This window comes from Pseudomonas sp. FG86 (assembly GCF_057808775.1).
In genome coordinates this window covers 188,842-204,038 of the sequence record NZ_JBMDIS010000001.1, presented here as the reverse complement: position 1 = coordinate 204,038, position 15,197 = coordinate 188,842, and the positions used below count along the sequence as shown (strand labels likewise).

The window sequence follows — 15,197 nt, the reverse complement described above, 5'->3', positions numbered from 1 at the left end:
TGAGTAAATCGGGTTGGGCTATGCAATTTATTGCGTTGGCGTAGAACCATTCACCTCTGTGAGCCTGTTACGCATGTGCTCCGCGAAACTCTCAACCAGCAAAGAGCGTGGCTGGTCTTTGCGGAAAATCAGGCCAAAACGATAGCAAAGCGCAGGTCTCAGCGGCTTGGCGATCAAAGGAAGGCCACCAAACTCTTTGGCCAAAAGACCATTGATAATTGAGACCCCCATACCCTCTGCAACGAATGCGCAAGCAGCACTGACCGAGTGGACCTCTACGCGAACTTGAGGGGTAATTTCAGCCTCTCGGAAACGCAGGTCGAGTTCAGATCGAAGGCTCCTTTGCCGCCCCAGAAGCACGAGGGGTTCATACCGCAATGCTTCGAGACTGACCTCCGATAGCTCCGCCAGTGGATGGCTTTGGTGCATGACGCACATCCCTTCGGTCTCCAGTACCGGTAGCACTTCAAAATGCTGAAGTTCCGTAGGCAAACGCACGAAAGCGAAGTCAGCGCTTTTGTCGAGTACGGCCCTTTCCAGCGCATCGTATCCGCCGGTGATGACCTCTACGACGACGTCCTCACGGCCCTGCATGAATTCGGCAACGATCCTCGGTAGCAAGTGTTGAGACATGCTGGTCGGTACTGCAACCTTGAGCAGACTCCGGCGCGAATGACCCAGTCTCAGCTCATCTGCCATGCGTTGTACGCGCTGGAGGTTGTCTACGAGCTCCGCCACCTGTCCAAGGAGTTCTTCCGCCTCAGGAGTCGCCATCAATCTGCCCTTACGTCGAAGGAAGAGCGCGAGGCCTAAGTGATCTTCGAGCTGAGTTAACAAGCGGCTGACGGCCGATTGGGACAAGCCCATACGGGTAGCAGCTCCGATGGTAGAGCCCGTTGTCATGATGGCTTGAAAAGCTTCGAGTTGTTTGAGGTTCACAAGATACTCCGAGGTTTCTTACCAACTAAACGCATAGCCTCATGCGTATTACTCATAACGTTGTTGCCGATTCCACGACGGGTTAGTGTCCGCCGCATGAGTGAATCCCGTCCAGCATGACGCTGCGTAATCTGCGATGGATAGTACTGGGTCGCTCCATTTTGATGCTGCCAAAAATCACAATACACAGCAGAGATTTCCGATGAACACCCTCACAACATCGCGCACACTCGCGTGTGCAAGCGTCATTGCTAGCTTGTTCCCCAATTTTGCTGAAGCAGACTTCTTCAAAGACTCCGAGGGCCGGCTGGCTCTGCGAAATTACTATTTCAATGATGGATTTCGTGATGGGGGCGAAGATCGCAAAGAGTGGGCGCAGGGTTTTCTGCTCAAGCTACAGTCAGGTTACACCGAAGGACCTGTAGGCTTTGGTTTGGAGGCACTGGGACTTTCAGGAATCCGGCTCGACTCAAGCGCTAAGCATGCGGGGACAGGCCTTCTGCCGGTCCACGACGATGGTCGGGCAGCTAGCGAATATTCGAGTCTTGGCATTACCGCTAAGGCCAAATGGAATGACCTTTTGGTCAGTGGTGGCACTCTCCTCCCCAAAATCCCCGTCCTGGTTTACAACGATGGTCGACTACTACCTCAAACGTTCCGAGGTACCCAAGCGGAGTACACCGGTGTTGATCGGTTGTACCTTCAAGCTGGGCATCTAGACAAATTCAAAGCCCGAAACTCTACCGATAGCGTCGATATATTTCCTCAGGGATATTCCGGAGGTGGCGGTACGGACTTTGATTTTGCGGGGATGCGCTACGACCTCACCAAACAGCTCAGTTTTAGCAGCTACTACGGGGAACTTCGGGATTTCTACCGCCAACAATTTTTCGGGTTGGTTTACACACTGCCGCTTGGCCCAGGCAAGCTAACTAGCGATCTACGTTACTTTATCAGTGATGATGCTGGCGCAGCCCGTAATGGTGTAGTTGATAGCGATATGTTTAGCGGTTTACTCAGTTATCGTCTGGGTGGCCACACGTTCAGTGCTGGATATCAAAAGGTTGATGGCAGCACCGCACTTCCGTACGTGAGCGTAAGCACGGTCTACTCGTTCAGCAATGCTAGCGTTGGCAAATTCATTCAGCCCGGAGAGCGGACCTGGATGGCGAGGTACGACTACGATTTTACTAGCATGGGAATTCCTGGACTGAGCTTCATGACCCGCTACTACAAGGGCGAGGATGGGGTCTATCGTGGTCAGGAAGCCCGGGAGCACGAGTCCAATACGAACCTGAAATATGTGATCCAGGACGGGCTCTTCAAAGGTGTGGGGGCTGAGTTTCGATATGCAGTGGCCAGGAGCACGTACAGCAGCGACCGGGATAACTACCGCTTGTATCTGACGTACGACATTGCATTGTGGTGATAGCTTCAAGTTCCCCTTGAAGCCGTCATCTAAAGGCAGCTCCCGCAGTCGGGAGCTGCCTTGTTAACCTACTCCCCCTTTTTGTGCTTGTGGGGTTTCAGGTCCGGATGGTCCTTCTGCTTCTCAGGCGTGACTCGCTGCCTTTTATCCGGAGTGCCATCTTCGTTAGTTCGTTTAGGGCCTGGCTTGATGCTCATGCGAGATTTCCTTTATCGCTTGGGTTGGTGGGTGCTGCTATGTAGTTAGTCCAGCTTCTTATAGCTGTCAAAGCGGACGGGAGCAGAAGCACTTGGCATCCCAGAGGGGCCATCCTACTTCGTGTCTTAGAGGCCTGAGTAAGAGCCTCCTGGCAAGGGCTTGCACGGGGCAGTGAAATCCAAGGCTGAGCGGTACGAGGACGTCTGGACATTCATCATCCCGAGCACTGTGTGAAACAGGTTGTCGTGGCTAAGAGGTGAGCTTGCTTGAGCTTTCAAACAGCCGACGTTGAGCCTTTCACTCTTCGCAAGAGAATCGGACATCCAAAGCACCAATGGCACCTTGGTTTGCTCTTCAGGAGCCATCGCATAAGGCAGCCCATGCAGGTAGAGCCCACCCTCACCCAGTGATTCTCCGTGGTCAGAAACGTACAGGAGCCCAGTGTCGAATTTGGTGTTCGCTGCCAGGATGTCGATCAGCCCGGCTGTAACGTAGTCGGTGTAAAGGATCGAGTTATCGTAGGCATTGAGCACTTCCTGCTGCTTACATTTGTCGAGCTCGTTGGTCTCGCACACCGGCGCGAATTTCTTGAATTGCGCGGGGTAGCGCTTGTAGTAGGCCGGGCCATGGCTACCTTTGTAGTGGAGCACCAGGACAGCATCGCCTTCTTGACGCTTGATGAAGTCTTGCATCTCCGAGAGCAGCACCCCGTCCTTACACTCCTCGCTGGTGCAAAGTTGGGGATCCGCGTGAGAGGCAGCCTTGTGGTTGGGAACCCTGTCGCAGGCCCCTTTGCACCCCGAGTTGTTGTCAGTCCACATGACACTAATGCCTGCGCGTTGAAGCACGTCGAGCAGCCCTTCTCGGCTCTTGGCCAAGCCATCTTTGTACTCGGCCTTACCCACATCCAGGAACATGCATGGCAACGAAACTGCGGTGGCGGTGCCGCAGGAGCTGACGTTGGAGAAGCTGATGACGTTGCGTTTTTCCAGCTCCGGGTTCGTTTCACGGGTGTAGCCATTGAGGGAGAAGTTGGCGGAGCGGGCGGTCTCTCCTACAGCCAGTACCAGCAGCCTAGGTTTACGGGCCGCCCCCTGTCGATTAACTACCGCATCAGTTCCAATGGCCGTCAGCGTTTTAGGTGTGGCCAGCTGGCGCTTCAGGTAACCATGGCCAGCCGCAAACAAGTTGGTGGGTACCAGGATCAGTCGGATCTCCCGATTGTTGCGCAGCAAGGAGGCATATGACTGGTATTGACTCAGCACGATGCCAGACAAGGTCAACAGAGCGAGCGACAGAGCAATGACCCTGCTGACCAAAGCTCTGGCCCAAGGCTTGCGCCGGAGGGGAACCCGGGAGATCAGGTAGACGGGCAACACCCCAACCATTGCGACCCACAGACCGAGCTTCCAATTCAGCAGCTCGGTTGCCTCAGCGACGTCTGTCTCCACAACGTTGGTGAACATTGTGTAATCGATCACGATGCCATAGGCATTCATGAAGTAACTCGCAAAAGCCGCGCTGATCAGTACGAGACATAGAAAAGGTTTGGTCAGCCGCGCCCATGACAGCAAGCTCAGAACCGTAAACACCCATGCGAATACTATGACTGGGAGGCTAGCTGCTAGCAGCCAGTTCACTTCATCGGTTTTGAATACCAGCTTCCAGAGCACGCTCCAGAGCTCAGCATTCGCGAATAGCAGCAACCAAAGAGTTACCAGCCCAATGAGCAGATTAGTGCTGATGCCTTCCTGTCGGGCAGTGCGAATAGCAAAGATCCATTTACTTAACAGGGTGTGAACAATGGATTTTGAAGGTGTCATTATCAAACTCTGAGAGGCTGCTTATCCATGCGTTAGCTGTGGAGTTAGCGGGAGCTGCTTGGCAAACCATCGACAGATGCTGAGCGATTGCGCAATGTGCGGAGCGCCAGAGGCCTTAGGGCCTAGGCGTTGGAGACGCTTAGAATGTGTGAGGCATAGGGACAAAAGAGAAATAAATCTCGCTGAGCGCATTATTTCCGGCGCCTGATAACGACACGATGACCTCGTGATTACAATGCTGACAGAAATGCAATAACTGCTGTTTTAATTGCCATCGACCAGGCTATGATAAAAATTAGGGCGACACCATCTATTAAACGCAGAGCACCGCTCAGCTAGATAAATTTAATTTCACAAACAAAACGGCTTCGTTTTGACGTAGGCTAATTTTGAACTTTCACTTTAACTTACAAGTCTTTCTCGCGAGCAGAACATTCTTTTCAACTTTTGCTCGTTAATATGTCACCCATCAATGAGGGGCGAATACCATGAGCTTTTTCAAAAATATCCTGGGCGGGCACCATGGCCGTGGAAACCACGGTGGAGGCAAGCACCACAGCGGGGGACATGGGGCCGAGCAATACGATCGCCATGGCCGGCAGCAGGGCTGCGACGGCGGCAACCAGGTGTATGACGGCGGGCGCCATGCCACTCCAGCCCCCATTAAAGATCTGCAGGGCTGCAGGCAGTGCCGGACGGCCAACGATCCGTCAGCACGCTTTTGTCTAAACTGCGGAACACCACTATCGAGTGGTTGCACCGCCTGTGGCTCGTTGCTGAGCGCAGGAGCAAAATTCTGCAGTCAGTGTGGCCAAGCGACGCTCTAACGATAGGCAGACAGGAAGGCCAACGAGACCACAACCCTGCGCAAGGAGAAATACGTGGGTTCAAATCATGACCATGGCAGCGCTGCAGTACGCGAGGGGCATCAGAAGAAGCTAATCATGGCGCTCGCCTTGACTGGCAGCTTCATGATTGCAGAAGTGATCGGTGCGTGGATTACCGGCAGCCTGGCGCTGCTGTCTGACGCATCCCACATGTTCACAGATACTGCCGCCTTGGCGATCTCACTGATTGCACTTCAGATAGCCAAGCGCCCGGCGGATCAGAAAAGAACCTTCGGCTATGCGCGCCTGGAGATTCTGGCTTCGACGTTCAACGCCGTGCTGCTCTTCCTGGTGGCGATGTACATCTTGTACGAGGCCTACCAGCGCTTTTTCATGCCGGCGGAGATCGCTACCGGGGCGATGATGTGGATCGCAATCGCCGGCCTGATCATCAACCTAATCTCGATGCGCCTTCTGGCATCTGCGAGCAACGAGAGCCTTAACGTCAAAGGCGCCTACCTCGAAGTTTGGAGCGACATGCTCGGCTCGCTAGGCGTAATCATTGCAGCACTCATCATCCGCTTCACGGGCTGGACCTGGGTCGACACGATTGTCGCTGTGGCAATCGGACTTTGGGTACTGCCGCGGACGTGGCAGTTGCTTCGCGAAAGCCTGGGGATTCTCATGGAGGGTGTGCCGAGGGGGCTCGACGTTACGGCAATCGAGGCCACCATCCGCGGCGTAGATGGGGTCACGGACGTTCATGACTTGCACGTCTGGGCCGTCAGCAGTGGCAGCAACGTGATGACGTCGCACGTAGTGGTACGGGATTCTGCAGATGGGGATGCTGTGTTGGCGGCCGTCGTGGATGCTGTCAGCGATGGATTTGAAATCCATCACTGCACCATCCAGATCGAGCGGGCAGCTTTCCACGAGAGCGTTCCCTCGCCCTCGCACTGATCGATCGGTAAACACCATGCAGACACATCCCCTTCCTGGCTGAGGGGGATGTTGTAGAAGAAATGCGATGAGGGATGGCGTAAACGGCAGGAGCACTTCGAGAGGGGTTGGAGAATGGCTTCACCTCCCCCGTCCACAATCCCCAGAAGGTTCAGCGATGGCTTGGATCATCACGAAGTACCTACTCACTGCCGGAATAGTGATTCTCGTATCAGAGCTGGCGAAACGCAGTGACAAGCTGGGCGGCCTGGTCGCCGCCCTACCCCTGGTCACTGTCTTGACGCTGGTCTGGCTCTATTTGGAGAACCAGAGCATGGAGAAGATCTCCAATCATGCTTGGTACACGTTCTGGTACGTGCTTCCTACACTGCCGATGTTTATCGCGTTCCCGTTGCTGCTACCTAAGCTCGGCTTCTGGCCGACCCTTATCAGCAGCATCCTCATCACAATGGCCAGTTTCGGATGTTTCGCCGTACTGCTGCGCCGGTTCGGCATTGAGCTTCTATGATCCGGCGACCGCAGACATCATCTTGATGAGCCTTAACGGCTGTTAATACACTCGCCCTTCACCAGGTAGCGAACCATGTGCAGCTCGCCTTTCGAGTCTTCGTAGGTCATCATACTTCTTACATTACCGCAGTACCGCACGCTGGGTGATACATACACCAACTTACCAACGTCAAGGTCCATACCGTAGGCATAGTCTTCAAGTTGAGGCATGGGCTTTTTTACGCGCTGAGCATAATCCGCAGTAGCCTCTCTAGCAGAACGCTCAATGCGTTGGTTTATTTCCATACCGCTTTGTGCATTGGCTGTTAGTGATGTGAAGAGCATAAACACGGCGATCGCTGATACAGTAGTGTTCATAAGAAGTCCCTTAATAAAAAAGCGCCCGTAGGGGGGCGCTAAAATTCACCTACCAAAGGAGCGTATGGTTTACAGGTGAATGCATTGACGAGAACAACTGCCCGCTGCTCTTGCCAAGCTGCTTTGAAATGAGACAATTTCCAAAGCAGCGATGCCTCTTCCGCTGCCCTTAAACTAGCAAAGGAGGCTAACACCAAGATGATCGCGCAATTACAATTTGGACATGTAATAGATTGTAAGGTAATTATTCGGGAGACTACTGAGCCACCAAGTGAACTAATTCGCAGAAAGGCGTAGCAGTTCGCGGCCGTGCATGGGGACTGCCTGCGTGGCGCACTCGATGCAAGGCCAGCGCCAGTCTCTGCAAGCTGGCGACCGAAATACTGCCTGTCATGGCCGATTCCGCCTGTCAGGCGAAGCTGTCATACACCGTCGCAGACCCCAGAATCCGCTAAGCTCAGAGCTGGAGCCTGCATGACTGTCAGAAATCTTGCGGCTACATTACAAATTTGTAGGATTTCGCCGCGGCCAGCTTCTTCGCGTTAAGATTCAAGCGTCCTCAGGTGACCCGGCGTATGGACAGAGGTAGCGACTACCACATGCCATACCCTCAGCCTATCTTTCGAACAGCCTGCAACCATAATCTTGGCGGATTAGGCCAACTCCTTCCTCACACCTTGAGATAAGTTATGCGCGTTCTAGTTGTGGAAGACGAAATTAAAACTGCCGAATATCTTCAGCAGGGCCTATCCGAAAGCGGGTATGTCGTAGATATCGTGCACAACGGTGTAGATGCCCTGCACTTGTTCAACACTAATGTCTATTCGTTGGTCCTTCTGGACGTGAACCTCCCCGGTATCGACGGCTGGGACCTGCTGGAAACCATCCGTAAGACCAGCCGGGTCCGCATCATCATGCTGACCGCCCGCGGACGCATCAATGACAAGCTCAAGGGCTTGGACGGCGGCGCGGATGACTACCTTGTGAAGCCATTCGAATTCCCTGAACTGCTTGCTCGCATCCGTTCGCTGCAACGCCGTGGTGATGAGTTGGTCGAGAAGAGCTCGCTGAAAATTGCGGATCTGGAACTCGACTCCGTCCGCCATCGCGTCTTCCGCGGTGGCACACGCATCGATCTCACCACCAAGGAATTTGCGCTTCTGCACCTGCTCATGAGCCGAACGGGCGAAGCGCTGACTCGTTCCCAGATCATCTCGTTGGTCTGGGATATGAATTTCGATTGCGACACCAATGTCATCGATGTAGCCATCCGGCGCTTGCGCTCGAAGATCGATGACCCGTTTGAAACCAAGCTCATTCACACGCTTCGTGGCGTTGGGTACGTTTTTGAGGAACGCGCATGAGGCCATTCAGCCTGGCTGCAAAGCTGGGGTTAAAAGTTGGGTTGATGAGCGCAGCGTTGCTGCTTCTGTTCGCCACCTTTGGCTATCTGATGGTAGGTAAGGCTCTGGAAAGAAATGCCCGAGCGGACCTGGAAGTAAAGATGGCGGGGATGGCTCACAACCTGTCCACCATCCCGGATATCTCCGGCGTCAACGCAGATGCACATCAGCTTGTCGATTTGGTCATGGGCCACAACAACCTGTATGTGAGCATATTCGATACCTCACAGAATCAGACTCCTCTGCTCTCGATTGGCTCGAAACAGGTCAATCTGGAGGTGCACAAGTTTCAGCCGGCGGCCCAGCCTAAAGAGCATGAATGGCGTGATACGCAGGACCGTCCTCTGCTGAGTGCTTCTCGGATCATGCGCTTGGGCGATGGAACAGAGGTCAGCGTCTATATGACCATGGACCAGTCATCCAGTGAGGCACTGCTTGATGCGTTGCTGACTTGGGCCTTGATGATGTCCCCCGTCATCCTCGCACTGATCTTGGCCATTGGCTGGTGGACCGTGCGCAGAGGCCTGCTGCCGCTGACCAAATTCCTCAAGGTGGCGTCAAAGATCTCAACGGAGAGCCTCGACCATCGTCTTCCGACTGATGGGATGCCGGCAGAACTCAAGAAGCTCGCCGACGGCATCAACATCATGCTGGCTCGCCTGGATGATGGCGTTCAGCAGCTCTCGCAGTTCTCTGACGACCTTGCCCACGAACTTCGAGCACCGCTTTCCAACCTGATGGGCAAGGCCCAGGTTGCCTTGACCAGAGAAAGATCGCTTTCCGAGTACCGGGAGGTTCTAGAGTCGTGCACAGAAGAGTTGGACCGCATGAGCCGCATGGTTTCCGACATGCTGTTCTTGGCCCAGGTCAGTCACCCTGCGTCCATGGTGGAGTTCGAACCGGTGTCCCTGGTCGACGAGGTTCAGCGCGTATGCGACCTCTTCAGCATTTCGGCAGAGGAAGGCGAGATCCAGCTGCAGATTTCTGGGAGTGATGATGTGGTACGCGGGAACCGCCTGATGGTTCAACGGGCCGTCTCAAACCTCGTGTCGAACGCGATCCGCTACTGCCCTCGCGGCCGCACGGTCTACGTGAAGGTGCAGCATAGTGCGAGCGGTACGACCTTGAGTGTCGGCAACCCCGGCCGCGGTATTGCCAAGGAACACCATGCGCACTTATTTGAGCGGTTCTACCGTGTGGACAAGAGCCGAGCACGGAGCGAAGGCGGTACCGGTCTTGGCTTGGCCATTGTGCAGTCGATCATGAGCCTGCACCAAGGGTCGGCGAGCGTGGAGGTGACCGAAGAAAACTTCACCTGGTTCCACCTTCACTTTCCCGCAGCCAGCAACTGCAGCCAGCAATGACCGCCGCTTAAACCGCGCAGACATGATTAGGCCCGTCCATCGACGGGCCTTTTTGTTTGCTCAATGCATCAGTGCCGGAGGACCACAGGGTCCATAGGCGACCGCAGAATCACCGACTTGATGATCTTCTGCTCGTCAGGATTGGCGTTCTTCCACAGGTGTGAGAAGTACTGAGCATTCACTTTCTCTTGAGCACTTACGCTGCCGGCGGCATCGATCAGGCGCATGGTCGAGTAGACACAGATCAGCGCCAGAATGAAGAACGACGTGGCGACCACCATCACATAACGCTTGGCCAGCACCGGTGCCCGCTTGAGCTCCTGGATAGAGGCGTCCGCCGCCTTTGTCGCTGCTGTAAGCTCCGAGATCAGTGGCTGGATGGCGGTGTCGACTCCGCGGCATGCAGCTGAATACGCTGATGCAGCGGCGCGCAAGGCAACCTCCTCCGCGTTCGACCAAGCCTTCTCCGCCTTTCGCACCTCCTCCTGAATCTGCCGGCCGACAGCGTCCACCTGCTCCACCAGTTCGTTCGACCTCTCCAGAACAGCGCTGGAGGTCCGCGTCTGCGAGGTCAGCTCATCGAGCTGGACAGTGAGTTTTTCAGTGCAGCGGCGAAAGTCACCGATAGCAACTGCCCAGGGCTCTATGTCATTCATGGCTATCTCCTAGGGCGGCCAACAACGCCGCGCTGAATTAACGCGCTAGATATCAAAATTGTAATTTAAGAGAAAATTCTTAGTCGCCCTCGACAGTGCCGAGATAGACATGATCCTTCCAGATTTGAGGATTTAACGCATCCTGCCTGCCGCCAAAATTACGGAATTGTAATTATTGACTCACCTTGTCGTTAGCTTCGCGTTCCTAAACTACAAACCAACAAAGGCCGCTAATCAGGCAGGCCTAGTATGAACCGAGGTTCACAATGAAATTTGTCAAATCTATCGCTATTGGCAGCCTGCTGCTGGGTCTCATGGGTACCGCTTACGCTGAAGGTGGCTTCGAGCGAGCGAAACAGTTCAATGAAAACTTCCGAACCGAACAGGCTCGCCTATGGAGCGATGACTCTTCGGACCAGAACAAACAACAAGTCGCTCAAGAGCAAAAGAAAGAAAGCAAGGATGGTAAGGAACAAGCCGACAATTAATCGGCGGTTAAATAGGACTTCAAATGACGAAAGAAATCGACAAAAAAGCCAGGATAAAACCTGGCTTTTTTGTGCTTGGAATTTAGCCTTCGTTCTTGCGAGGCGTTTCCGCATTGCTTTCTCCAGCCAGACCCTCGGCACCTTGTACGGTACGTTTCCAATGGCACAGCATGAGCTGGCTGGCGTTCGCTTCGGTGATCGCTGTACATGCTAGATCAGCGGGCAGACCATCCTTGCTGTCTCGCAAGCGCCTGGACAGATAGAACGAGCCATCCTGCGGCCACTTGGCAGGATCCTTGATGTTCTCGGACTTTCCGCTGCTGTAAAACTCCGACGAGTATGAGCGGCGGCCAGGATAGATCAGGGGAGCGGAATGAGCAGACTGCACATTGAGCCAGGCTTGAACCACATCTCGCTGATTCTGAGGTCGCTCCTCAAGTACCCCGGCGTAGATGATGCCCGCACCGATGATTGGTAACACCAATGCACTCGCCGCGGCAGCCCATGTAGTCTTCGGGCCAACATCGCTGATCCGTCCGGATAGCAGCAATGCCCAGGCTGGCAGCGCAGGTAGCAGGTAGGTCCACAGAATGTTGCCTGCAAATGTGAAGAAGACCGGTGTCGCCAAGGCCCACAGCCAGAGGTAAGCCTCGAAGCGCTGCATTGATTCACGCTTGCGGATCAGTAATGGTAAGAAAAAGGCCCACGGCAGTAGCGACAGTCCGAGCTGGATCCAGATGGTGCCATATGGCTTGGCATGAGCACTGCCGTATAGGTCGCCCGCCCAGTTACTGACGACGTAGCGGCTCCAGTGCTCACCAACGAAGAAGTACTCCATGAAGCCGGGCGTTTTCATCTCGGCCGCGACATACCAAGGCACGGATATACCGAACATGAGTACAAGGCCGCTGATCCAGGGAAGCCTCAGTACCCGTCCCCATTCCTTGTAGATAACGAACCAGGCGAATGCCGGCGCCCCCATAAGCACTAGGGTCAGAGGGCCTTTGGCAAGCAAGCCCAGCCCGAGACCTGCGAACATCAGGTAGGCATCCGCCTTGCTGGCGCACTTCATCCAACGCCAGAAACCGTAGCTGGCCAGCAGAATCGAGAACGACAAAACAGGGTCGGTCAGCACGACACCGCTGGAGACTAGGCCAAGGGTGGTGCTGGAAAAGATAATGGCGGCCCAGATGCCGGCGTTACGGGAAATCTGCTGCGTGCCGAGTTTGATGATGATGAAACAGCTTGCCAGGTGCAGCAGCCACGCCGGGAAACGCGCAGCGAACTCGTTAACGCCGAAGACCGTCATGCTTGCGGCCTGGGTCCAGAAGGACAACGGTGGCTTGCCCCAGAACGGTACCCCGTAGTCGAACATGGGCGTGATCCAGTCATTCAACTCGACCATCTTGCGAGCCATTTCAGCGTAGCGAGCCTCCGATGTGTCCATCAGTGGATAGATGCCCAGCCCCACCAAACGCAAGAGCAAAATCGAACCCAGGATCCACCACAGCGTCCGCTCGTTTTTCAGGCTCAGCATTTCTTACCCTCGATCGAGGCCATCGAAGGGTGGAGTGACACGGGATCCGCCTTGCTGCTGTGCTTCAGGAAATAGAGAGGCCGGCGCTTCACTTCCGCGAGTGTCACGCCCAGGTACTCCCCCACCATGGCGACACCGACGCACATGAATGAAGCCATTCCGACGATCAGGTGATGGATGTCGAAACTTCCTGCCACAAGCGACGCAAGCATGTAGCAGATGCTGGAGACGAAAAGACCGAAACTGATGAGGCTGAAAATGCGCAGCGGTTTGCGAGAGAAGCTGACGATGCTTTCGATGGCCAGATTGAACAGGCCAGCTGCATTCCACTTGGTGCTGCCGGCATGGCGAACGGTGCGATTGTAGGGCAGCTCGATGGTACGGAAGCCTACCCAGCCGATCATGCCTTTGAGAATCCTGGAGCGTTCGTCCAGCGCCCGCAGTGCTGCCAGCGGCGCAGGCCCAATCAATCGGAAATCGCTGACATCGGCCGGCATGTCCACCTTCTCCACCAGGCGCTGCATGACCCAGTAGTAAGCCCGGGCACTCATGCGCTTAAACCACGAATCACCGACTCTCAGGTTGCGTTGCATGTTCACCACGTCGTAACCGCGTTGCCAGTGGTCCACCATGGCCGAGATGAGCTCTGGTGGGTCCTGCAGGTCGACATCGATGAAGATCAGCGCACTGCCACGGGCATGGTCTATCCCGGCGCTGAGTGCAGCCTCTTTGCCGAAGTTGCGACTCAGGGACAGACAACGTACAGATGACCCATCCTGATAGTGGCGAAGAATGTCGGCCGTTCGGTCGTTACTGCCATCGTCGATATAGAGGATTTCGCAGGAGACGGGTAAGCGCTTCACGACGCGGGTGATCCGCTGGTGGAACTCGGGGATGGTTTCCTCTTCCTGGAAGCAAGGGACGACGATGGTTAACAAGGGATCAGGGCGCTCGGGAAAGCGATGTAATGTCTGCATGATTGAATGTCCAAAAACGATGTGCAATGAATCCAAGTGCAGTGAGGCTTAAGGTCACTACAAGTTGGGAGATGAGCGGTGACAGATTCGACTTGATGAGGAACCACATACCCACGCCATTGCCGAAGTTTGTGGCTAACGCGACCAGTGCAAACCTGACAGGCTGAAACTTACGAGAGCCATCTGACACAAAGCAGAGCGCCCTATTTCCAATAAAGCTTGCGATAGCGCCAACCATGCCTCCACAGATACTGGCTAGCAATGGAGTAGATAATTCTGTCGTAACCAGCACTAGGAACACCGCATAATGGATTCCCGTTGCTATGAAGCCGATCCCCAGATAACGAATCAGTAAGGTAGTAAGAGGTAGGGTTTGATTTTCCATGCCCAAAGCCTATGGAGGCAAAGGTGAAAAAAAAGTGAACCAAATGTAAATGCGTAATTGGCTAAATTTAGATCTGCCAAGTAATGAAATTGGCGCGCTAGGCTAGCACGCTACAATATCAGCAAGATTGCTCGAAAATTACGCTTTCGAAATAAAACCTTCCGATAACGCATGCATGACCTGCGGATTACAATGCTGACAAGATAAGGAAATGCTGGGTGGCATTGAGATAGATTCCCCGAATTAAGGGGGACCCAATGGTTACACAAAATGAAACATTTACAAGCAGCGTTGTTCCTTACAGTCCTGACATATTGGATGATCTGCCAATTGATGATCAGCTGGCCGTAGAGTTTTTCGCAACAGCACGTTGTGCCAGTTTCAAACAGGCTGCCCGGGGGCTCAATGTGCCAGTGGTAGGCCTTCGGAAACGCTTGGAGAAACTGGAAGAGCACATTGGTGCTCCCGTGTTTGTATACAAACACAACAAGCTTGCCCTGACCCGCACTGGCGAGAGGGTCAGCCATTACCTGTGCCAGCTCTTCGGCCCAGACGGCCTTGGCAAGTCCGGTGAAAAGGAAGTCCCCAGGCTTACCATCGCGATCACGGAGCCAGTGTTGAGCGACATCGTAAACCGCGATCTAGTCGCCTACGTGCGCGATCATGCCGAAATGCAGCTTGAAATCCATTCAGAGTGCACAACGCAGATGCTCTCTGAGTGTGAAGTCGATGTGGGTATCGCTTTCGTGAGCCCAGATGATGAGGGCGCGTTTGATCGCCATCCTACGTATAGGTTTGAACGGCTTGGCCGGATTGGGCACTCGCTGTTCATTTCCAGCCGCTACTCAAGAAGCGTCACCCTTCCAGTGCAGAGCCTGGATTTGCACAACTTCATGCTCGTTATCCCTTGGGATGAAGAGATTTTGGCGGGCTCACGAAAGTGGGCATCGATAATGGCTGAGCATCAGGGCGGTACCACTCGGGTAAAGAACTATAACTTATCCCGTGGCCTTGTCGTAGGAGGCGCGTGTATCGGTGTGCTGCCCGACTATAGTCGAAAGATGGAGAGGAATATTCTGCCGATGCCGGGTTTTTTGGACGATCTGGAGGAGAAAGATGTCTATCTTGTTATCAAAACCAAGCTTGCCCGCAACCCGCACGTTCTGGAAATCCGTAGATTGATCAAGAAGAGCTTCTTTGATAAGAAGGACTGGCTTGTTCGGTAACAGTTTTGTTAGGTTTCAAACTCTCCTGTTAACACTACAGAAACACAACTGTCATATTCGCTTGCAATCTAGTCAGAGTGCTTAGAACAAAGGCATCTTGTTACAGCAGGTGACAACC

General features: G+C 54.2%; 16 protein-coding genes. 8 read left to right on the top strand and 8 right to left on the bottom strand.

Going from position 1 to position 15,197, the window contains the following annotated elements:
• Window positions 1–27: 27 nt before the first annotated feature.
• Window positions 28–939, bottom strand: coding sequence for a LysR family transcriptional regulator (locus ACODSV_RS00890; protein WP_003253472.1), 912 nt, complete (start codon window positions 937–939; stop codon window positions 28–30).
• 202 nt (window positions 940–1,141) lie between these two features.
• Here ACODSV_RS00890 and ACODSV_RS00885 point away from each other — a divergent pair, with 202 nt between their 5' ends.
• Entirely contained in the window at window positions 1,142–2,368 is a 1,227-nt protein-coding gene (locus ACODSV_RS00885; protein ID WP_009682006.1) for an OprD family porin, read from the top strand.
• A gap of 323 nt (window positions 2,369–2,691) precedes the next feature.
• On the opposite strand, the gene ACODSV_RS00880 is transcribed toward ACODSV_RS00885, so the two are convergent.
• Together ACODSV_RS00880 and ACODSV_RS00875 are read right to left on the bottom strand one after the other, a co-directional pair.
• The gene (locus ACODSV_RS00880; protein WP_003253466.1) at window positions 2,692–4,389 is read right to left on the bottom strand and encodes a phosphoethanolamine transferase; all 1,698 of its coding nucleotides are present in this window, start codon (window positions 4,387–4,389) and stop codon (window positions 2,692–2,694) included.
• 440 nt (window positions 4,390–4,829) lie between these two features.
• Window positions 4,830–5,036 (bottom strand): hypothetical protein, encoded by a 207-nt coding sequence (locus ACODSV_RS00875; protein WP_003253464.1) that lies wholly within the window; start codon window positions 5,034–5,036, stop codon window positions 4,830–4,832.
• Here ACODSV_RS00875 and ACODSV_RS00870 point away from each other — a divergent pair.
• The 3 genes from ACODSV_RS00870 to ACODSV_RS00860 all read left to right on the top strand — a co-directional run bounded on the left by ACODSV_RS00870 (window position 5,016) and on the right by ACODSV_RS00860 (window position 6,684).
• A complete protein-coding gene (locus ACODSV_RS00870) occupies window positions 5,016–5,216 on the top strand; it encodes a zinc ribbon domain-containing protein (RefSeq protein WP_223255137.1) in 201 nt (66 codons plus the stop codon). The genes ACODSV_RS00875 and ACODSV_RS00870 overlap by 21 nt on opposite strands.
• A 54-nt stretch (window positions 5,217–5,270) precedes the next feature.
• Entirely contained in the window at window positions 5,271–6,176 is a 906-nt protein-coding gene (locus ACODSV_RS00865) for a cation diffusion facilitator family transporter (protein WP_003253462.1), read from the top strand.
• A 157-nt stretch (window positions 6,177–6,333) separates the two neighbouring features.
• Window positions 6,334–6,684 carry a DUF3147 family protein gene (locus ACODSV_RS00860; RefSeq protein ID WP_003253461.1) on the top strand — a complete coding sequence of 117 codons (351 nt, stop codon included), beginning with the start codon at window positions 6,334–6,336 and terminating at the stop codon, window positions 6,682–6,684.
• Window positions 6,685–6,716: 32 nt separating this feature from the next.
• Here ACODSV_RS00860 and ACODSV_RS00855 read toward each other — a convergent pair whose 3' ends face one another.
• On the bottom strand, window positions 6,717–7,043 hold the full coding sequence (locus ACODSV_RS00855; RefSeq protein ID WP_003253458.1) for a DUF2790 domain-containing protein: 327 nt from the start codon (window positions 7,041–7,043) through the stop codon (window positions 6,717–6,719).
• A gap of 689 nt (window positions 7,044–7,732) precedes the next feature.
• Between ACODSV_RS00855 and ACODSV_RS00850 the strand changes: the two genes are divergently transcribed.
• On the top strand, window positions 7,733–8,407 hold the full coding sequence (locus ACODSV_RS00850; RefSeq protein WP_003253457.1) for a heavy metal response regulator transcription factor: 675 nt from the start codon (window positions 7,733–7,735) through the stop codon (window positions 8,405–8,407).
• A complete protein-coding gene (locus ACODSV_RS00845; RefSeq protein ID WP_003253454.1) occupies window positions 8,404–9,810 on the top strand; it encodes a heavy metal sensor histidine kinase in 1,407 nt (468 codons plus the stop codon). The genes ACODSV_RS00850 and ACODSV_RS00845 overlap by 4 nt, the downstream gene beginning before the upstream one ends.
• 68 nt (window positions 9,811–9,878) lie before the next feature.
• On the opposite strand, the gene ACODSV_RS00840 is transcribed toward ACODSV_RS00845, so the two are convergent.
• A complete protein-coding gene (locus tag ACODSV_RS00840; RefSeq protein ID WP_003253452.1) occupies window positions 9,879–10,466 on the bottom strand; it encodes a hypothetical protein in 588 nt (195 codons plus the stop codon).
• Window positions 10,467–10,732: 266 nt separating this feature from the next.
• Between ACODSV_RS00840 and ACODSV_RS00835 the strand changes: the two genes are divergently transcribed.
• Window positions 10,733–10,954, top strand: a complete 222-nt coding sequence (locus tag ACODSV_RS00835) for a hypothetical protein (protein ID WP_003253450.1) — start codon at window positions 10,733–10,735, stop codon at window positions 10,952–10,954.
• Window positions 10,955–11,036: 82 nt separating this feature from the next.
• Here the strand turns inward: ACODSV_RS00835 and ACODSV_RS00830 are convergent, their stop codons facing one another.
• The 3 genes from ACODSV_RS00830 to ACODSV_RS00820 are packed head-to-tail and all read right to left on the bottom strand — an operon-like array spanning window position 11,037 to window position 13,853.
• On the bottom strand, window positions 11,037–12,491 hold the full coding sequence (locus tag ACODSV_RS00830; protein ID WP_003253448.1) for an ArnT family glycosyltransferase: 1,455 nt from the start codon (window positions 12,489–12,491) through the stop codon (window positions 11,037–11,039).
• A complete protein-coding gene (locus ACODSV_RS00825) occupies window positions 12,485–13,468 on the bottom strand; it encodes a glycosyltransferase family 2 protein (protein ID WP_003253446.1) in 984 nt (327 codons plus the stop codon). Before ACODSV_RS00825 ends, ACODSV_RS00830 begins: the two co-directional genes overlap by 7 nt.
• Window positions 13,434–13,853 (bottom strand): GtrA family protein, encoded by a 420-nt coding sequence (locus ACODSV_RS00820; protein WP_003253444.1) that lies wholly within the window; start codon window positions 13,851–13,853, stop codon window positions 13,434–13,436. Before ACODSV_RS00820 ends, ACODSV_RS00825 begins: the two co-directional genes overlap by 35 nt.
• A 257-nt stretch (window positions 13,854–14,110) precedes the next feature.
• Here ACODSV_RS00820 and ACODSV_RS00815 point away from each other — a divergent pair, with 257 nt between their 5' ends.
• Complete coding sequence (locus tag ACODSV_RS00815) at window positions 14,111–15,079, top strand: LysR family transcriptional regulator (protein ID WP_003253442.1); 969 nt, start codon at window positions 14,111–14,113, stop codon at window positions 15,077–15,079.
• Window positions 15,080–15,197 lie beyond the last annotated feature (118 nt).

Coding starts and splice junctions, on each gene's coding strand:
- ACODSV_RS00825 (WP_003253446.1), bottom strand. CDS start 13,468: ATGCAGACATTACATCGCTTTCCCGAGCGCCCTGATCCCTTGTTAACC.
- ACODSV_RS00880 (WP_003253466.1), bottom strand. CDS start 4,389: ATGACACCTTCAAAATCCATTGTTCACACCCTGTTAAGTAAATGGATC.
- ACODSV_RS00820 (WP_003253444.1), bottom strand. CDS start 13,853: ATGGAAAATCAAACCCTACCTCTTACTACCTTACTGATTCGTTATCTG.
- ACODSV_RS00885 (WP_009682006.1), top strand. CDS start 1,142: ATGAACACCCTCACAACATCGCGCACACTCGCGTGTGCAAGCGTCATT.
- ACODSV_RS00815 (WP_003253442.1), top strand. CDS start 14,111: ATGGTTACACAAAATGAAACATTTACAAGCAGCGTTGTTCCTTACAGT.
- ACODSV_RS00850 (WP_003253457.1), top strand. CDS start 7,733: ATGCGCGTTCTAGTTGTGGAAGACGAAATTAAAACTGCCGAATATCTT.
- ACODSV_RS00830 (WP_003253448.1), bottom strand. CDS start 12,491: ATGCTGAGCCTGAAAAACGAGCGGACGCTGTGGTGGATCCTGGGTTCG.
- ACODSV_RS00835 (WP_003253450.1), top strand. CDS start 10,733: ATGAAATTTGTCAAATCTATCGCTATTGGCAGCCTGCTGCTGGGTCTC.
- ACODSV_RS00860 (WP_003253461.1), top strand. CDS start 6,334: ATGGCTTGGATCATCACGAAGTACCTACTCACTGCCGGAATAGTGATT.
- ACODSV_RS00875 (WP_003253464.1), bottom strand. CDS start 5,036: ATGGCGCCCGCCGTCATACACCTGGTTGCCGCCGTCGCAGCCCTGCTG.
- ACODSV_RS00845 (WP_003253454.1), top strand. CDS start 8,404: ATGAGGCCATTCAGCCTGGCTGCAAAGCTGGGGTTAAAAGTTGGGTTG.
- ACODSV_RS00855 (WP_003253458.1), bottom strand. CDS start 7,043: ATGAACACTACTGTATCAGCGATCGCCGTGTTTATGCTCTTCACATCA.
- ACODSV_RS00840 (WP_003253452.1), bottom strand. CDS start 10,466: ATGAATGACATAGAGCCCTGGGCAGTTGCTATCGGTGACTTTCGCCGC.